This is a genomic window from Paenibacillus koleovorans NBRC 103111, assembly GCF_004000845.1.
Taxonomy (GTDB): domain Bacteria; phylum Bacillota; class Bacilli; order Paenibacillales; family NBRC-103111; genus Paenibacillus_AA; species Paenibacillus_AA koleovorans.
In genome coordinates this window covers 26,209-44,393 of the sequence record NZ_BIMA01000055.1, presented here as the reverse complement: position 1 = coordinate 44,393, position 18,185 = coordinate 26,209, and the positions used below count along the sequence as shown (strand labels likewise).

20 protein-coding genes are annotated in these 18,185 nt (G+C 55.1%); 17 read left to right on the top strand and 3 right to left on the bottom strand.

Annotated features, from left to right (window positions below; all coding sequences use genetic code 11):
- The first annotated feature begins 189 nt into the window (after positions 1–189).
- The 6 genes from PKO02S_RS18490 to PKO02S_RS18465 all read left to right on the top strand — a co-directional run bounded on the left by PKO02S_RS18490 (position 190) and on the right by PKO02S_RS18465 (position 7,063).
- Complete coding sequence (locus PKO02S_RS18490) at positions 190–939, top strand: pseudouridine synthase (RefSeq protein ID WP_127585326.1); 750 nt, start codon at positions 190–192, stop codon at positions 937–939.
- A gap of 75 nt (positions 940–1,014) precedes the next feature.
- Positions 1,015–1,539, top strand: a complete 525-nt coding sequence (locus tag PKO02S_RS18485; protein ID WP_127585325.1) for a redoxin domain-containing protein — start codon at positions 1,015–1,017, stop codon at positions 1,537–1,539.
- Positions 1,540–1,558: 19 nt separating this feature from the next.
- Complete coding sequence (gene resB / locus PKO02S_RS18480) at positions 1,559–3,259, top strand: cytochrome c biogenesis protein ResB (RefSeq protein ID WP_127585324.1); 1,701 nt, start codon at positions 1,559–1,561, stop codon at positions 3,257–3,259.
- The gene (gene ccsA / locus PKO02S_RS18475; RefSeq protein ID WP_127585323.1) at positions 3,256–4,515 is read left to right on the top strand and encodes a cytochrome c biogenesis protein CcsA; all 1,260 of its coding nucleotides are present in this window, start codon (positions 3,256–3,258) and stop codon (positions 4,513–4,515) included. The genes resB and ccsA overlap by 4 nt, the downstream gene beginning before the upstream one ends.
- A 33-nt stretch (positions 4,516–4,548) precedes the next feature.
- Positions 4,549–5,268, top strand: coding sequence for a response regulator transcription factor (locus tag PKO02S_RS18470; protein ID WP_127585322.1), 720 nt, complete (start codon positions 4,549–4,551; stop codon positions 5,266–5,268).
- A 1-nt stretch (position 5,269) separates the two neighbouring features.
- The gene (locus PKO02S_RS18465; protein ID WP_127585321.1) at positions 5,270–7,063 is read left to right on the top strand and encodes an ATP-binding protein; all 1,794 of its coding nucleotides are present in this window, start codon (positions 5,270–5,272) and stop codon (positions 7,061–7,063) included.
- Positions 7,064–7,180: 117 nt separating this feature from the next.
- Here the strand turns inward: PKO02S_RS18465 and serA are convergent, their stop codons facing one another.
- Positions 7,181–8,770 carry a phosphoglycerate dehydrogenase gene (gene serA / locus PKO02S_RS18460; RefSeq protein ID WP_127585320.1) on the bottom strand — a complete coding sequence of 530 codons (1,590 nt, stop codon included), beginning with the start codon at positions 8,768–8,770 and terminating at the stop codon, positions 7,181–7,183.
- 614 nt (positions 8,771–9,384) lie between these two features.
- Between serA and PKO02S_RS18455 the strand changes: the two genes are divergently transcribed.
- A complete protein-coding gene (locus PKO02S_RS18455) occupies positions 9,385–9,708 on the top strand; it encodes a rhodanese-like domain-containing protein (RefSeq protein WP_127585319.1) in 324 nt (107 codons plus the stop codon).
- A gap of 8 nt (positions 9,709–9,716) precedes the next feature.
- Here PKO02S_RS18455 and PKO02S_RS18450 read toward each other — a convergent pair whose 3' ends face one another.
- A complete protein-coding gene (locus PKO02S_RS18450) occupies positions 9,717–10,640 on the bottom strand; it encodes a hypothetical protein (RefSeq protein WP_127585318.1) in 924 nt (307 codons plus the stop codon).
- Between the two features lie 80 nt (positions 10,641–10,720).
- Here PKO02S_RS18450 and PKO02S_RS18445 point away from each other — a divergent pair, with 80 nt between their 5' ends.
- Entirely contained in the window at positions 10,721–11,314 is a 594-nt protein-coding gene (locus PKO02S_RS18445) for a type II CAAX endopeptidase family protein (RefSeq protein WP_127585317.1), read from the top strand.
- Positions 11,315–11,527: a hypothetical protein gene (locus PKO02S_RS18440; RefSeq protein ID WP_127585316.1), complete on the top strand. Its 213-nt coding sequence runs from the start codon at positions 11,315–11,317 to the stop codon at positions 11,525–11,527.
- Between the two features lie 46 nt (positions 11,528–11,573).
- Here PKO02S_RS18440 and PKO02S_RS18435 read toward each other — a convergent pair whose 3' ends face one another.
- Positions 11,574–12,428 carry a polysaccharide deacetylase family protein gene (locus PKO02S_RS18435; RefSeq protein ID WP_127585315.1) on the bottom strand — a complete coding sequence of 285 codons (855 nt, stop codon included), beginning with the start codon at positions 12,426–12,428 and terminating at the stop codon, positions 11,574–11,576.
- Between the two features lie 160 nt (positions 12,429–12,588).
- On the opposite strand from PKO02S_RS18435, the gene PKO02S_RS18430 reads away from it, so the two are divergent.
- From PKO02S_RS18430 to cmk, 8 genes are all read left to right on the top strand, one after another.
- The gene (locus PKO02S_RS18430) at positions 12,589–12,885 is read left to right on the top strand and encodes a YtxH domain-containing protein (protein ID WP_127585314.1); all 297 of its coding nucleotides are present in this window, start codon (positions 12,589–12,591) and stop codon (positions 12,883–12,885) included.
- A gap of 291 nt (positions 12,886–13,176) precedes the next feature.
- A complete protein-coding gene (locus PKO02S_RS18425) occupies positions 13,177–13,785 on the top strand; it encodes a genetic competence negative regulator (RefSeq protein ID WP_127585313.1) in 609 nt (202 codons plus the stop codon).
- A 147-nt stretch (positions 13,786–13,932) separates the two neighbouring features.
- On the top strand, positions 13,933–14,628 hold the full coding sequence (gene prsW / locus PKO02S_RS18420) for a glutamic-type intramembrane protease PrsW (RefSeq protein ID WP_127585312.1): 696 nt from the start codon (positions 13,933–13,935) through the stop codon (positions 14,626–14,628).
- Positions 14,629–14,678: 50 nt separating this feature from the next.
- Complete coding sequence (locus PKO02S_RS32445) at positions 14,679–14,834, top strand: hypothetical protein (RefSeq protein ID WP_164821536.1); 156 nt, start codon at positions 14,679–14,681, stop codon at positions 14,832–14,834.
- Between the two features lie 111 nt (positions 14,835–14,945).
- Entirely contained in the window at positions 14,946–16,301 is a 1,356-nt protein-coding gene (gene ypeB / locus PKO02S_RS18415) for a germination protein YpeB (RefSeq protein ID WP_127585311.1), read from the top strand.
- Positions 16,302–16,458: 157 nt separating this feature from the next.
- Complete coding sequence (locus PKO02S_RS18410; protein ID WP_127585310.1) at positions 16,459–17,112, top strand: flagellar brake protein; 654 nt, start codon at positions 16,459–16,461, stop codon at positions 17,110–17,112.
- A 68-nt stretch (positions 17,113–17,180) separates the two neighbouring features.
- On the top strand, positions 17,181–17,426 hold the full coding sequence (locus PKO02S_RS18405; protein WP_127585309.1) for a hypothetical protein: 246 nt from the start codon (positions 17,181–17,183) through the stop codon (positions 17,424–17,426).
- A gap of 78 nt (positions 17,427–17,504) precedes the next feature.
- Entirely contained in the window at positions 17,505–18,185 is a 681-nt protein-coding gene (cmk, locus tag PKO02S_RS18400; protein ID WP_164821535.1) for a (d)CMP kinase, read from the top strand.

The window sequence follows — 18,185 nt, the reverse complement described above, 5'->3', positions numbered from 1 at the left end:
GGTCGCCTTTGAAATCTTGTGCCCACCTTAACCTATTCCATCCAAGGCACAAGATTTCAACAGCGATCGTAACCTAGCTGCCTGCCCTCCCCACGCGCCAAACTGTACTCTAACGCCACATAACTTGTGAATTAACCCCCGGATAGGTAATATTAAAGTAATTTATAGAAGCTGGAGCTGAATGAACCGATGGAACGATTGCAAAAAGTGCTGGCGCATGCCGGCGTCGCCTCTCGACGGAAGTGCGAGGAATACATAACGGCCGGACGCGTGCAAGTGAACGAGATCACCATTACCGAGCTAGGGGCCAAGGTGGACCCCCTTGCCGATGTCATCACCGTGGACGGCAAGCCGATCAAACAACAGACGCTTGTCTACTACGTGCTGAATAAGCCGAAAGGCGTCATCACCAGCATCACCGACCCTGAAGGCCGCCAAACTGTGGCCGACTACACCAAGAGCATCGCCGAGCGGGTGTACCCGGTAGGCCGGCTGGACTATGACAGCGAGGGGCTGCTGCTGCTCACGAACGACGGCGAGCTGGCGAACCTGCTCACCCATCCGAAGCATCACGTGCCGAAGACGTATCAAGTCACCGTCGAAGGGACGCCGCATGGAACTTTAATGGACAAGCTGCGCAATGGCATCAAACTCGAAGACGGCATGACGGCACCCGCTGAAGTGGAATATCAGGACGTCAATCCGGAGAGAAAAGAAGCGGTTATCACCATCACCATCTATGAGGGGCGCAACCGCCAGGTGCGCCGGATGTTCGATGCGATCCATTTTCCCGTTCAACGGCTTAAGCGCATTCAGTTCGGCTCCCTGCAATTGGACGGACTGCCTCGAGGCAAGACTCGCAAGCTGACGCCGGCCCAAGTAAAAGAGCTTCGCGACAGCGTTTTAGAGTCACATAATGTTCATAAAGGAACGGATTAGGAAGCGGCCAAGTTCGCTATAATGGATTCAGGGCGGCGACGCCTGCGGAATTCTCAAGTTTGAAGGTGATGAGTGATGGGCAACAATAGGAAACGGATCCAAATCATCATTTTTATCGCCGTATTGCTGATTGGCGGTTATACGATCGGGAGCAGCTTGTTTTCCAAGGATCCGATTCCGCGGGAAGGGAGTACCGCTCCTGCTTTTACGTTAATGGGGGCTGACGGGAAGAACCACTCGCTGTCGGATTACAAGGACCGTGTCGTGCTCGTCAATTTCTGGGGCAGCTGGTGCGAGCCGTGCTACAAGGAAATGCCCGCGATCCAGAGCCAGTACGCCAAGTGGCAGGACAAAGGCTTGGTCGTGCTCGGACTCAATCTGGACGAAAGCCCGATAACCGTGCAGAACTTCGGCCGACAGTACGGCTTGACGTTTCCGCTCCTGTTCGACAACGAATTGCGAATGAGGGATCGCTACCGTGTTGTGAGCTATCCGACTTCGTTCTTCATAGGTAGGGACGGGAAGATCGAGAAAATTCACGTAGGCGAGATGACGGAAGCGTTCATCGAGCAGACGCTGACAGCCATACTGAATAAGTGACGGAAGGGAGCAGGGACGGGTGATCAGCAACACGAAATGCGAATGCGGCCATCAGAACCATGTCGGTACGGTGCTGTGCGAGTCTTGCGGCAAGCCTTTGTTCGAAGATACGAGCGAAGAAGTGCTGGAGATGCGTTATGACGGGGTGGCGCGTCGGTCGCAGAAAGCGAATCCTTCCTGGCTGGACAAAGTGTGGAACTTTTTCAGCTCGGTGAAGGTGGCCATTTATTTGATTTTAGCCACATTGGTCGGGGCGGCGTTCGGAACGATTTATCCGCAGGAGAATACGTTTCTGAACATCGATCCGGCCGTCTACTACGAGCAGACATACGGTACGCTAGGCGCGATTTATTATACTTTGGGATTGTCCGACACATACGGCTCTTGGTGGTTTATCGGGCTGCTGGTCATGATCGGCACCTCGCTCGTCATCTGCAGTCTGGACCGCGTGCTGCCGCTGTATCGGGCGCTCAGCAAACAGCAAATCCGCAAGCATATGCAATTTCTGCGGAGACAGCGCGTGACGTTCGCCACGGAGCTGGCATTCGCTGCGACAGCCGGAGCCGATGCCGCGCAAGCAGACAAGCCCGCCGAACAATGGATCGAGAAGCTGGCCGTTCAACTGCGCAAGAAGCATTACCGGGTGCATACAGACGGGACGGCGCTGCTTGCGGAGAAACATCGTTTCAGCCGTTGGGGGCCTTACATCAATCACATCGGACTTATTATTTTCTTGCTGGCCGTACTGGCGAGAGGCATTCCGGGCTGGAGCATGGATCATTACATGGGCTTCGTCGAAGGACAGCCTTTGCAAATTCCGGATACGAGCTACTATTTGAAAAACGAGCAATTCCAGGTTGTCTACTATGAGGAACACGAGATGACCGAGCAATTCCGCCAGCGCAACCAGACGATCCCGAAGACGTTCGAGACGAAGGCGGTGCTCTACGAATGCCTGAGCAATTGCGGCAGCAAGACGGGGGAGCCGGTGCTGAAGGAAGTGGCGCGGCATGACATTCTCGTGAACAAACCTCTCAATTACAAAGGTTTATTGGCCTACCAGTTCGACTTCTCGGAGACGCCGCAGCTCATCTCGGTCTCGCCGATGCTCAAGAACAAGAAGACCGGCGAGCAATTCGGCCCGATCAAGCTGCAAATGAAAAACCCGTCGACCGAATACACGGCCGGCCCTTACAAGCTCTCTCTGCGGGGCTACTTCCCGGATTTCGGGCTCGATGCCAAAGGGCTGCCGATGACGAAGTCCAACGAGTCGAACGCGCCGGCCTTCATCTTCTCCATGTCAGGACCGGACATGCCGAAGGAAGGGCAGAGCTACATTTATTTCCCGCGGGAGATCGACAAGGTTAACTTCCGGCAGGACGAGATCAACGGAGCAATCGGCGGCAACTGGGAAATTTCCGCGAACTCGATGAACGATGTGGAAATCGCCAACTACACGAGCTACTTGAACATTCGGGTCGACAAGGCGCTGCCTTACATCTGGATCGGTTCGGCCATCTTCATCATCGGCGTTGTCATGGGCCTCTACTGGCAGCATCGCCGCATCTGGCTCCGGATTGACGGCGGCAATCAAGTGACGCTCGGAGCCCATACGAACAAAAACTGGTACGGCCTTCGGAACGAAACCGCCTCCGCCTTGCGCGCGATCGGGCTGGATACGGACCCGAAGCAGCTTGCGAATGAGGTGAGGTCGTCGTGACATTAGAGTCGGTCAGCAGCACGTTTTTATTGTTTTCATTTATTTTCTATTGCTTGTCGTTCGGGATATTCGTCATCTCGATTACCGGCAAACGGTTCAGCGCACGCGAGCCTCACGAGCATGTACGGCTGTGGAGCCGCATTGCGTTCGGGGTGGCGGTGCTCGGGCTCGTCACGCACATCACGTTCTTCTTCACTCGTTGGGCGGCGGCCGGTCGCATCCCGACGAGCAACATGTTCGAATTCATGACGTTCCTGGCCATGATGACGATGGTCGCCTTCATTATCGTCTACTTAATTTATAAGCAACCGGTGCTCGGTGTGTTCGCGATGCCGGTCGGCTTCATCATCCTGGCTTATGCATCGGTATTCCCTCATGATATCCAACCGCTCATTCCGGCGTTGCAAAGCTATTGGCTGAAAATTCACGTGACGACTGCGGCCGCGGGGGAGGCGTTCTTCGCGGTTGGATTTGCCGCCGGCCTGATGTACTTGATTCGGGTGGTAGACTACAAGGAAGACAGCGCGAAGTCACGTCGGGAACGCCGCGGTGTAGAGTTTACCATTTTCACCGTGCTGCTGATTGTGTCGTTCATTGTCGGCGTCTTTGCTTTCAAAGGCATCGGCTATGAGGCGCAATTCAGCCGGGAAGTGGTCCAGATCGATAAAGCCGGTCAAGAAGTAACGGCGACGGAATTCGTCGACTACGTACTGCCGCCGATTGTGAAGCCTTACAACAGCAATTTGGTGAAGATGGATTCGTTCCTCGGGGTGGACAAGCCGCTGCTGACCGCTCCGTCTTGGATGAACGGAGTGAATGCCGGCCGCAAGCTGAACACGGTCATCTGGTCGTTCATCATCGCCGGCGTCCTGTACGGCTTGGCGCGTCTCGTGCTGCGCAAGCCGATCGGCGCCGCGATCAACCCGGTGATGCAAGGGATGGACGCCGAAGATTTGGACGAGATCAGCTACCGCGCGATTGCGATCGGATTCCCGGTCTTCACCCTCGGAGCGCTCGTGTTCGCGATGATCTGGGCGTCGGAGGCTTGGGGCCGCTTCTGGGGCTGGGATCCGAAGGAAGTATGGGCGCTTATCACATGGCTATTCTATACCGCCTACCTGCATTTCCGCTTGTCCCGCGGCTGGCACGGCCGCAAGTCGGCCTGGATGTCGGTCATCGGCTTTATTATCGTTATGTTTACGCTTATCGGAGTGAATCTGATCATTGCCGGGCTGCATTCCTATGCCGGCGTCTAGCAAGAGAGCTCAAGCTCAAAGGAGGTCAAGCTCATGTCGGAGATGAAAGCGAACATCTTGATCGTGGACGATGAGGAACGAATTCGCCGCCTGCTGCGCATGTATTTGGAGAAGGAAGGCTTCTCGATCGAGGAGGCGGAGGACGGCGAGTCGGCTCTCGCCAAGGCGGTGGACAAGGATTTCGATCTCGTGCTGCTCGATCTGATGCTGCCGGGGATGGACGGCATCGAGGTATGCACCCGGCTGCGCCAAGTGAAGGCGACGCCGGTCATCATGCTGACCGCGAAGGGCGAAGAGGCGAATCGCGTGCAAGGGTTCGAGGTAGGCGCCGACGATTATGTCGTGAAGCCGTTCAGCCCGCGCGAGGTGATCTATCGGGTCAAGGCGATTCTTCGCCGCTCCTCGGCGACGGCGTATTTGGCCAAAGAGACGCTCAATACGAGCAACAATATCGTGTTCCCGAACTTGCTGATCGAGCATGACGCTCACCGGGTTACGGCGGGCGGTCAAGAAGTCGCGCTGACGCCAAAGGAATACGAGTTGCTGCATTACTTGGCTTCTTCGCCGGACAAAGTGTTCTCGCGCGAGGATTTGCTGAAGGATGTATGGAACTATGAGTTTTTTGGCGACTTGCGGACTGTCGATACGCATGTGAAGCGGCTGCGCGAGAAATTGAACAAAGTGTCCGCGGATGCCGCCTCCATGATCACAACGGTGTGGGGCGTCGGATACAAGCTCGAGGTGCCTAAATAACGTGAGACTGTGGAAAAGCGTCGTAGGCAAGCTATGGATGACGATCATCGCGTTGGTCGCAGTTGTGCTGCTGATAAACGGGATTTTCATGGGGCAATTTCTAAATACGAGCTTCGCGAATTCGAAAGACCAGGAGGTCAGTTTGCAAAAACTGGCCTCCAAAGTGTCTGTGGACTTAGGCAACCATACGGACGACGTCAGCTACATGAACGCCGTCAATGAGCTGCTGGCGGCGCAGGATGCCGCCGCCGTCGTGCTGGACTCCAAGCTGAGCGAGCGGTTCTCCGCTCCTGGGACGATGCAACTGCCGATATTCAAGGCGATCGACATTTTCACACAAGACGATCTGAATGCCGTGCTCAAGGGCGAGCCGAAGAAACGCATTTTCATCGATCCGCAGAGCGGCAAACGGTTTCTGGCCGTTGCCGTGCCCCAGCCTGATATGCCGGGCGGCGTCGTGCTCATTTATCAATCGCAGATGACGCTCAGCTATACGCAAGCCTACTTCCGGAACTTATTTTTAATCGCAGGCGTAGTTGGTTTTCTGCTCACCACCTTGTTCGCGTTTTTCCTCTCGAGCCGGATTACGCAGCCGCTCTTGCAGATGAAAAAAGCGGCCGACTTCATCACGATGGGGGAATACCGGACCCGAGTTCCGGCAAGCTCCAGCGATGAGATCGGCGAGCTGGCGAAGGCGTTCAATCATATGGCCGGCCGCCTCGACGAGACGATCCATGCGCTTAATCATGAGAAGGAGCATCTCGCCAGCGTGCTGCGAAGCATGACGGACGCGGTCGTGACGCTAGACGCCAAAGGAGCCGTCATCCTGACGAACCCGAAGGGCGAGAAGCTCGTGCAGGAATGGAGAGAGTTGGGCTGGTCCGAGGATGCCGGCGGGGCCGTGCCTGCGCCGCTTCAGCCGTTGTACGACGCGGTGCTGCAGGAGGGACGGGAGAAGGTGTCCACGATACAGGTACGCGCCGCCGTCTATTCCGTTGTGATGGCCCCCTTGTACTCCGGAGAGGCTCTGCGCGGCGCTGTAGCGGTACTGCGCGACGTGTCGGAGGAGTTCAAGCTCGACAAGCTGCGCAAAGACTTCGTCGCCAACGTCTCGCACGAGCTGAGGACGCCGCTCTCGATGCTCCAAGGCTATAGCGAGGCGCTCCTCGACGACATCGCTTCCACGCCGGAGGAGCGACATGACATCGCTCAGGTGATCCATGACGAGTCGCTGCGGATGGGCCGGCTCGTGCAGGATTTGCTCGATCTGGCCCGTATGGAAGCCGGCCATCTCGAGATGCAGTTCGGGCCGGTCGATCTGAATGCGCTCGTGAGCCGCGTGCAGCGCAAGTTCTCGGTGCTCGCCAGGGACAAAGGGTTGCAGCTGCTCGTCCGCTTCGAGCCCGATCGGCTCGAGCTGCAGAAGGGCGACGAGGACCGGCTCGAGCAAGTGTTCACCAACTTGTTGGACAACGCCATTCGTCACAGTACTTCAGACGGGCATGTGGAAATAAGAGCGGTCGAGCAGAAGAGCGCGGGAGGGAACCCGATGTTGCTGCTGCAGGTAAGAGACGAAGGGCAAGGGATTCCGCAGGAGGATTTGCCCTATATATTCGAACGGTTCTACAAGGCGGATAAAGCTCGAACGCGGGGAAGCGCCGGCTCCGGCGGTACAGGACTCGGTCTGGCTATCGTGAAGAACATCGTGGAGGCGCATCAAGGCACGATTTCGGCCGAAAGCGAGAAGGGCAAGGGGACGACATTTTCCATCACCATTCCTAATCATTCCGCATAGGAAAAAAGGATTTTTCCGATAACTGGATCGGAAAAATCCTTTTTTGTTGAAACAACCGAATTAATCTTGTTAATCGTGGAACATCTTAAGCCTGCGCAGCACCCTGCACAATGTAGCTTACAGGACGATCTCGCGTACGCGCTTCAGCTCCGGCAGCTTGCCGAGCTCGTCGAGCACATGCTTCGGCGTATGCTTGTCGATCGTAAGCAGCATAACGGCCGAGCCGCCCATGTCCGTCCGGCCCACTTGCATCGTCGCGATGTTGACGTCGTTGTTGCCGAGCAGCGTGCCGACTTTCCCGATAATGCCGGGTTTGTCGTTGTGCGAGATGAGCAGGATGTTGCCCTCCGGCGCGATGTCGACCGGGTAAGGGCCGAAGCGTACGATCCGCTCGCCGTAGCCCGCCAGCATCGTGCCGGACAACCAGCGCTCTTCGTCCTTCGTCTTGAGCGTGACGGTAACCATGTTCGCGAATGTCTGAACGGTCGAAGCTTTCTCGACGACGACGTTCACGTCGCGCTGTTTCGCTAGATGGGTTGCATTTACAATGTTCACTTGCTCTTTGCCGAGGTGATGCGACAGCACGCCCTTCAGCACGAAACGAGTGAGCGGATTCGTATCGAATTCGGCGATATCGCCGGAGTAATGAATTTTGATTTCTTGCACGGCGCCTTCGGTAATTTGGGCCAGCGCAAGGCCCAGCTTCTCGCACAGGTTGAAGTACGGTTGAATTTTGTTCAGCACTTCCGCGGCGATCGGCGGCATGTTCACGGCGTTCTTGAATGGCGCGTCGCGCAAAATATTCAGCACCTGCTCGGATACGTCGATCGCAACGTTCTCTTGTGCCTCTACCGTAGAGGCGCCCAAGTGAGGCGTCACGACGATCTTGGTATGTGCCAGGAACGGATGATCCGGACGCGGCGGCTCTTCCTCGAACACGTCGAAGGCGGCGCCGGCTACAATCCCTTCGTCGATCGCTTCGACCAGCGCCAGCTCGTCGATGATGCCGCCGCGGGCGCAGTTGACGATGCGCATGCCGCGTTTCATGATGTCGAACTGCGGCTTCGAGATCATGTGACGCGTCTCGGGAGTGAGCGGCGTATGCACCGTGATGAAATCCGCGTTGCGAATAATCTCTTCCACGCTGGACAGCTTGATCCCCATCTTGGAGGCGCGCTCCTCGCTCATGAACGGGTCGTAGCCGAGGATCGTCATGCCGAACGCAATCGCTCGCTTCGCCACTTCGGTGCCGATCCGGCCGAGGCCGAGCACGCCGAGCGTCTTGTTGCGGAGCTCGACGCCGAGGAACGACTTGCGGTCCCAGACGCCTTCGACCGTCTTGCGGTAAGCCTGCGGGATGTGGCGGGCGAGTGCCATCATCATGGCGAAGGTATGCTCGCAGGTCGTGATCGTATTGCCGTCCGGAGCGTTGATGACGACGATGCCGCATGTCGTGGCGGCGTCAAGATCGATATTGTCGACGCCGACACCGGCGCGGCCAATCACCTTCAAATTCGTGCCGGCCTCCATAATCCGCTTCGTCACGCGCGTCTGGCTGCGTACGAGCAGCGCGTCGTAACCGCCGATAATGGCGACGAGCTCATCTTCGCTCAGTCCCGTTTTCTTGTCCAACACCACGTCGGCTGCATCCGTTAATTGCTGCAAGCCGTGATCGCTTATTGCATCCGATACTAACACTTTGTACATGCTGTGATTGCCTCCCTGAAAATGTAATAAGAAATCGCAAAAAAACTCTCGAACTCCATACGACGACTAGGACGTATGAAGGGACGAGAGTTTGGTTCGCGGTGCCACCCTAATTTGCCGGTTTGCTTGCGCAAGCGGCCTTAGCCGGTTGGGATCATGGTCATGCCGATCGCAACCGAACAAGAGATAACGGTCTTGGGACCGACCTCGCTTCGTTCGCCGAGAGGCGAGTTTTCGCGAGGTGGCTCGGGAGTGGAAAGGATAAGATCAGCTACCGGTTCGCAGCGTCCACCGGCTTTCTGCAAGATGATCATTTATCGGAGTCTCCGTCACAGCCAATAACGAGTTCAACTTTGTTACCTACTGTACCATGCGGGTTTCGCGCTGTCAATCATTTAAAGACATATTTGTGACAACAATTCCCCGCGCTCTCCCATTCGTCAAACAATCTTCACAATTGCGCCGGGAACGGGTGGAACGTTCTTTTTACCGGCTGCGGCTTGTTGAACAATGGCTTCATTTTCGCTATTGTTACTGTATAAGCATACGCCAGTTTACACAAAAGAAAAAATCCCGCAGCCAGGAAGGCGGCAGGAAGGCGGAGAAACCAAAAGATGAGCTATGCGTATATTTCACCAAAGGCGTTTCACGAGAAGCTTAACGCCTGGTCGCCCGAACAGGGAATGATCGTCGACGTACGAGAGCGCTACGAATGGGACTATTACCATCTCGATGAGAGTATCCTGATGCCGATGAACACGATCCCCGGCCGTCTGGAGGAGCTTTCTCGCGAAGGACAGCTGTTCATTATTTGTGCGCACGGTGTCCGCAGCGAGACGGTCAGTCATTTCCTCGCCGAGCGGGGGTTCGACAACGTCGTCAACGTGAACGGCGGCATGGCGGCGTTCGCCGAGCTGCGAGGCTTCCAATACGACTAGTTTCGGGCTCAGGGCTCCGCGAAGAATGGCAGCTGGGGCAAGGTCTCGCCGTTGTAATATTTCAGCTTGCTCTGGATGAAGTCGCCTTGACGAACGGCATTCGTGCCGAGCAGCATGTCGACAATGGCGGAGATGTCGTTCAGATTCATTTTCTTGGCTTGTCCGGATGCGATCAGCTCTTCGATGCGCGACGTGATGTCTTGCGGATAGACCGGAGCGAACCACCGGCTGTTCAGCACCAGGTTGGCGGAGGCATTGTTCTTGACGATGAGGCTCATACCCGCCCATTCCTTGACTGTTAGCGGCGTCTTGGATAGCGATTCCAGTCCAGGAATTTTCGGCTCCATCGTTTCATTCCACTTGGTCATGGCGGTGTAGAACTGCTGCTGTCCTTGCAGGGCGAACCGTTTCGCTTCCGTCAGGAAGGCGTCTTTATCCAGCTCCGCGACTAATGCGGTCGGCGCCATTCCGTTCGCCTTGCTCTGGTATTTCTGCAGCGTGTCGGCGAACAGCTGCAAGCTTTTCATGTAGTTTTGCTGGGCTTCCACTAACAGAGGCGACGAGCTCGACATGGCAACCTTGGAAGCGGTGTTTACCTTTTGCGAAGCCAGACGGCTCAAGTCCTTCATCACATCGGACGGATCCAGCGAAGGGGACGTTTGCTCCAGCCGCTTCAGCTGCTCGAACCATTTGAGCTGGAACTCCCGATAGGGCGACAGCACCGAGTGATAGAACGAGACCAAATACTGTTGATCGTAGGCGCCTGGAATACGTGCCGCTTCTTCTTGGTTTTTCATGATGACGGCATATTTGGCTTCCGTTTTCTCGCGGCCGATTTTGACTCCATAGAAAAACGCCCCGGCAATACAGACAAGCAAAAACACAGTGAAGAGCGAAAATAAATAATCCGCGCGGTTGAGTCGTCTTTCCATAAAATAGCTCCTTGTACAGTGTCGTAAACTAGTATAGGGGAATTTTTCCGAAAAGGGAACCGTGCAAACATAGGAGCGGCATGAAAAAATTCAACTTCAAGCAAATCAAGTTCCGTGTCGTGAAGGCGCAGGAGCTGACGGATCAACTGCTGATCCTGAATTTATACGTCACGCAAGTCCTTACATTAATTGTCGGCATCGCGATTCTATTTTTTCAGTCTCGCAATCCGATTCATTTGTTCCGGCTGCCGGAAGGGGCGGAGTTCGCGCTATGGGGTGTCCTATTCGCGGCTGTCGTGCTTGGAGTGGACGCGTTAATAGGGCGCTTCGTGCCGGAGGAAGTGACGGATGACGGAGGCATCAACCAGCTGCTGTTCGGCAAACGAGCCTTGTGGCATATCGCGGTGATTTCGTTCATCGTGTCCGTCTGCGAGGAGCTGTTGTTTCGAGGAGCGATCCAGCATGCGTTCGGGCCATACTGGACCAGCATCCTGTTCGCGGCCATCCATATCCGCTATTTGAAGCATTGGCTGATGACCGGCCTGGTCTTTAGTATCAGTTATGGCCTAGGCTGGATCTATATTCAGACTAATACCCTATGGACACCGATAGTCGCCCATTTTATTATAGATTTTGTGATGGGATGCATAATTCGTTATGGGAGGAAAAGCTAGATGACGGGGGACTCCAAGCATACGGTCTTGGGCTCTATGGATCGACTGGAAACGGTTAGCGAAGACGAGAGAAGGCTGCCGCCCAGGAGGGTGATTCACCCTCACGATCCCGCCAAGTGGAGCCGCTGGTTTCATTTCAGCCTGGTGCTGCTGCTGTTTGTGCTGATTGCAGGTATGGTCGTGTGGTACAAGGTGTATATGGTAGATCTATAGCGCTATAGCAACCGTCCTGCTGGGGCGGTTTTTTTGATGAATCGCCTTAGTGAACGCCTTGAATCGTTCTCGGATCAACAAATGAATAGCCCCGCTCCTCCAGACGGGTTAGCAGCTCGTCAAGCGCTTCGGCCGTCCAGGGAAGCTCATGCATGAGAATGTTGCTCCCGAAGTGAAGCTGCTCCAGCACGCGCTGGATGACGGCAGGAGGGGTCTGGTACTTGGCGACCCAATCCTCGGAGCCGTTCGACCAAGTCATATACAGCAACCCTTCTTCCTTCGCGCGCTGGCGTACGTAGTCGCTGCCCGATCCATAGGGAGGCCTGAAAAATACCGGCTTTTCGCCAATCAACGCTTGCACCTGCTCCTGTACGTCCCGAATTTGCTTGTCGACGACTTCGGGCTTCTCCAGCTTCAGGTCGATATGATCCCACGAATGGTTGCCGATCACTTGTCCCCGCTCATGCAACAGCTTCAGCAGATCCGGATTCTGCTTGACGCGATAGCCATTGACGAAAAAAATCGCCTTCGCTTTATGTTTGTCCAGCGTCGCCAGCAGCTTCTCGTTCAGCTCCCGATCCTTCGGACCGTCGTCGAACGTAAGCAGCACCACTTTTTTGTTGCCGTTCGGGTCGAGGGGCACGACGTCATAGTTCGCGTTCAGTCGATACTCCGCTCGTGGCGTCGGCGACGGGCTTGCCGAAGCCAGTGGAGTGGGAGTGGGAGTGGGGGTGGGTGAAGCTGCAGGCGTCGAGGAAGACAGCTGTACAAGAGCAGGCAACGGGGATGCGTGGATTATAGTGGAAGCCGGAGTCTGGTCAGCGCTGTCGGTATATCCTGAACAGCCTGCAAGCAGGACCGCAGCACCGGCTATTATCATCAGCTTTCTTAAGTAGCTCATCTGATCACTCCATCCTGAACGAGTAGCTTTTTCTTATTTTATCACGCGCGAATTTCCGTTAGCCCCCGTACAGCTTCCTATTTTTATCAGGCATGTCCGGCATCCGAAGCGCGAACACTACTGACGAAACGCCATTTTACCACGATAGGAGGAGACCAGGATGAGGTTCGGTTCGTTTCTGCTGGGCGGTCTCGTCGGCGCCGGCGCCATTATGTTCTGGAACCGCCGGGGCAAACATATGACGTTCGCGGCGATTTCCCATCAAGCGGACAGGATGATGGACAACATGAAGGACAAGGGCAATCAAGTCCGCCGGGCGGCATCGCACAAAATGGACAAGCTCGACAAAATCGAGCCCGAGATCGGGGACGGCTTGGATCAAGTCAAAGCATTCGTCGACGGCGATCCGGAGCTGAAGAAGCAAGTGGACGAAATGATCCACAGCCAAGCACACTAGCGCAGTCCGGCTAATTTAGGCTCGATTTCCTTTCCTTAACCGCAAGCAGCAAATCCGAATTCCTTGGATCCGGGGAGTTCGGATTTTTTTTATGCAAGCTCGTATCTAGCGTGAATTTCCGTCATACATATGTTCAGACCTCCCTTAATACCATACGGATCCTCACTTTTTTTCGTGCAATGAAGTGAAAAAAATGATAACATACATAATACAAGCCTGATCTTTCGTTCACCATTCTTTCTACGATTTCATAATCTGTTAATAATCAGATATGGAGAGGGAGGTCCTGTCATGAAGATCGAACGATTGAGCGTGGATAAGATAAGGATTTTCCTAACTTTCGACGACTTGAAAGAGCGAGGCATCCAGAAGGAAGACATGTGGCGCGAAATCCCGAAGGTGCACGAGCTATTCAGCGAAATGATGGAACAAGCCTATACAGAACTAGGATTCGACGCTACGGGACCGCTTGCAGTCGAAGTTTTCGCCCTGCCTGCACAAGGCATGGTCGTCATCGTGACGCGAGGCAAGGTTCATGTAGGCGCTGACGGCGAAGTACTGGACGAGGAAGAAGCCGAAGACGTCTACGAAATGGAAGTTACCCTCGAACAGAGCGATATGGTCGCTTTCGCCTTTTCAGATTTCGAACATTTGCTGCGGGCCGCCAGAGTAGTAGCCGGTATCGGACTAGAGGACGGCAGCCTGTATTCCTATAAGAACAAGTGGATTTTGCAGATGGACCCTTCCGAGCTGGAAGAGACCAAGTTTCAAGCGCTGATCGCGATCTTGTCCGAGTTCGGCGAAGCGACGTCCGTCACATCCGCCGTCCTTCAGGAATACGGCAAGTCGATTATCCAGAGCGCGGCGATCCGCGTCCTGTGCGAGCATTTCAAGAACTAATGGTCAGGCTTGTCCTTATTCGCACATCCAAGCAGTCAGGATGAAGCATCTTCAAAAACGATACGTTTTTGCGGATGCTTTTCGCATGTCAGCAGGACAATTCCAGTATCCGCCGCTAGCGGCAAGGCCAGGCAAGGAGGGAAAGTCATGGAATGGTGGTCGATCGTCACGGCTGCGATCGCGCCGGGAATCGCCCTGCTCGTCTATTTTTATCTGAAAGACTTATATGAGTCCGAACCGATCGCAATGGTCGTTCGCGTATTCCTGTTCGGCGTCCTCATTGTATTTCCGACGATGGTCGTGCAACGCGCGCTCGTGCTCGGACTAGGGGAAAGCAATTTGCTGTTCGCCTTCGGCATCACCGGCTTCGTGGAGGAGTTCATCAAATGGTTCGTCCTCTACTTCGCGGTGTTGAAGCACTCCTCCTTCGACGAGCCGTACGACGGCATCGTGTATGCGGTCAGCATCTCGATGGGCTTTGCGACGCTCGAGAACGTGATATACGCCTTGATGAATCATTTTACGCTATCCTCGCTCATGTTCCGCGCGCTGCTCCCGGTTTCGGGACATGCCTTGTTCGGCGTGATGATGGGGTACTATATGGGCAAAGCGAAATTCGGGTCGCCGAGCGACAAGTCGAGGCTGCTGCTATATGCGTTGATGATCCCGGTGTTCTGGCACGGCCTGTTCGACTATATATTGCTGCAAGTGTCCACCCGCTGGATTTGGCTGATGGCGCCGCTCATGGTGTTCCTCTGGGTGCTCAGCATGGGAAAGGTGAACCGGGCGAACGCCAAGTCTCCATTCCGGCTTGTCCGGCGCGAGGAAGAGGTTAAAAGTTAAACACTCCGTCCATACTGGGAATAGTTAGAAATCCGGTATGGGGGGATCGTATGATCAACGAGCGGGTAAAGGTCCGGATCCGCTGCCGCAAGTGCGGCGAGAAATTCGTGCTGCGAGGCAAGCGGGAGAAGGATAAGATCGAGACGGGCTTCAAAATGTGCCTCTGCAACAACAAAGACGATTTTGAATTGGAATACGATATATGAACGAAGCCGTTCGGGATGCCGAGCGGCTTTTGTTTGCCCTTATGCATAAACGGATAGCCTCCTTGCGAAAACTATTGACAGTTTTGGTGAATGAAAGGGGCGAACCATTCGATGTACAGAAGATTAAGCGCGATCCTGTTCCCGGTCTTTACGCTGCTGCTTGCAGGCGCTGTGCTGTGGGGCTATCAAGTGAATCAGGAGAAAAACTCGATTCTGCTGAAGGCGGAGAACCAATATCAGCGAGCCTTCCATGACTTGTCCTATCATGTGGATCAGCTTCAGAACGAGCTCGGGACGACGCTCGCAATCAACTCCACGTCGACGGCCTCGCAACGGCGCGGGCTGGTAAACGTGTGGAGGCTGACGAGCGAGGCGCGCAATGAGATCAACCAGCTGCCGCTGACGTTGCTGCCGTTTAATAAAACGGAGGAGTTCTTGAGCAATATAGCCAGCTTCTCGTATCGGGTTGCCGTTCGGGACTTGACGAAGGAGCCGATGTCGCCGGAAGAGATGCAATCGTTGACGGCGCTGTACGACCGGTCCAAGGAAATTACGAATGAGCTTCGGGATGTCCAATCGAAGGTCATTGCGAACAATCTGCGCTGGATGGACGTCGAGGTCGCACTCGCGACGGAGCAGAAGGCGCTGGACAACACGATCATCGACGGCTTCCAGACGGTGGACAAAAAAGTAAGCGAGTACGAAGATTTGAACTGGGGCCCTTCCATGACCGGACTGTTCGAGAAGCGGACATACCAGGCGCTGGCGGGCACGGACGTAACGCCGGATGAGATCAAGCAGAAAACGGCGCAGCTGCTCGGGCTTCCCGACGGATCGGCGGTTCAAGTGGTGGAGAACGGGGCCGGCACCGAATACAGCTCGTTTAGCGCCTCGGTCAAGGATCCGAACACGCAAGAGGACATCTCGGCCGATTTTACTAAAAAGGGCGGTCAATTGATCTGGTTCATGAAGCCGAAAACGGTAAATGAGCGCAATGTCGATACCGAGAAAGCGCGCGAGGCGGCACAGCAGTTTCTGGAGGCGCATGGGTATTCAGGCATGAAGGCGATCAGCTACGATGAATACCAGAACGTGGCGAGCATTACGTTTGCCGCACAGAAGGACAATGTGTTGCTATATCCCGAGAAGGTAACTGCCATGATCGCTTTGGACAACGGGGAGATAACGGGGCTGCAAGCGTCAGACTACTTGTTCGAGCATAGGGACCGGACAATTCCGACGCCGGCTCTTTCCCTCGAACAGGTGAAGGCGAAGCTGAATCCGACGCTCCAGGTGTCCGACCAAACGCTGGCGCTTATCAAGAACGAGATCGAGAAGGAAGTACTGTGTTATCAGTTTATCGGCACGATCAATGGCGGTAACTATCGGATTTTCCTGAACGCCGACACGGGCAATGAAGAGAAGGTCGAGATTTTGCGGCCGGTCGATGCTGACGTAAGCGTCTAGAGCCAACCCTAAATAAACGCGGAGTAGACCGTCTTTCTCCCCTTCGGGAGGGGACGGTTTTTAGTGTTTTCGCTGTTTCGTAAACGTAGGGTCGGTGCTATAATGAAGTTATTCTGACGAGTTCCCAGCAATTTCATAAAACGGGGGAGGACCCTTTGTGCTTCCAAAGGTAAACAGCGTGCTTTATCTGCAAGTGAATTCCATTGACGAAGAAGAAGCGAAACAAGAATACAAAGCCCGGATCGCGGACGTCAACGCCAATTATATCTCGATGGAAGTGCCGATTCATACGAAGACCGGGAAGCTGAAGCGGCTGTACGCCGGCGACCAAGTGAACGCGTATTTCGTCTCCGATGGCGGAGTGAAGAACTATTTCAATACGGTCATCCTGGGCTTTAAAGAAGAAGTGCTGCGGCTCGTTCTGATCAAACCTCCCGAAGCGGCACAGATTACCCAGGTGCAGCGGAGAAATTTCCTTCGCGTCCCAGGCGAGCTGGAGCTTGCAGTCAAGCTGTCGGAGCAGATGCAATTTCTCGCCACGACCGAGGATGTCGGCGGCGGAGGCATCTCGTTCTTCTGCGACGGACGCATACCGCTGGCCAAACATGACGCCTTGTCCTGCTGGCTGCTGACGCCGTACAAGAATGGCCAAGTCGATCACGCCAATTTCAAGGGCGAGGTCGTCCGGACGAAACCTCTGGAGACCGGCAAGCAGATCGTGATGCTGTCCTTTACGGAAATTCAAGATTTCGAACGCCAGAAAATTATCCGCTACTGCTTCGAGCGTCAACTGGACTTCCGCAAGCGGTAAGAATAAGCGATGGTTCGCCAGGGCACACTGTGTGGAAACTACTTCCACATAGGAGCGAGGCGGACGATGTGAGGGAACAGAGGAAACAAGAGGAAGAGCTCGATTTCCGCAAGCGATTCGAGCGTTGGTCGAATAGGGGCGAGCGGCTGCTGAAATGGTCGATCGCCCTCTTGCTGGGGCTGCTGCTGCTCTCCCAGGCGTTGCTGCAATGGCCGTTGTTCCGGTATTGGACGGTACAAGTCGAGCGTCTGGAGGGGATTCCGTACCCGCCTGCAACGAGCGGCCATTCAGCCGGCTCCTTTTTGCAACGGTAATCGTTTCATGGTATCATTTTGTGGCAGGCCCTGCCTGCGCTTGAATGTACAGATAAGGATTACTGGAGGAGTCAACGGTTGAACAAGATGAACATCGCCATCGACGGTCCGGCCGGCGCCGGCAAGAGCACGGTCGCGCGGATCGTGGCAACGAAGCTCGGATACGTCTATGTCGACACGGGCGCCATGTACCGCGCTGTAACATGGAAAGCGCTCTCTTCCGGCTTGACCCCGGATCAAAGCGAACCGATTGCGGCAATGGCGCAATCGATGAGGCTGGTGCTGCAGCCCGGACACAACGGACAAGTCGTCCTCGCCGACGGGCAAGACGTCACGGAGATGATCCGGTCTCCGCAAGTGACGGCGAACGTCTCGCAAGTGTCGCAAATTCCGGCCGTTCGCGAGCGGCTCGTGAAGATGCAGAAGGAGCTGGCCCAAGCGAAAGGCGTCGTCATGGATGGCCGCGATATCGGCACGCAAGTGCTTCCGGATGCCGAAGTGAAGGTATATTTGACCGCCAGTCTTCGGGAGAGAGCGATGCGTCGATTCGACGAGATGAAGACCAAACATCCCGATCTCACGATCGAGCAGGCCGAACAGGATCTCGCCGAGCGCGACCGCAAGGACCAGGAGCGTGAAGTGTCGCCGCTGCGTCAAGCGAACGATGCGATTCTACTCGATACGACCGGCATGGGAATCGAGCAAGTCGCCGAGCGCATTCTCGAGATTTCTCAAGCTTCGGCCGGTAAAGGAGCGTAG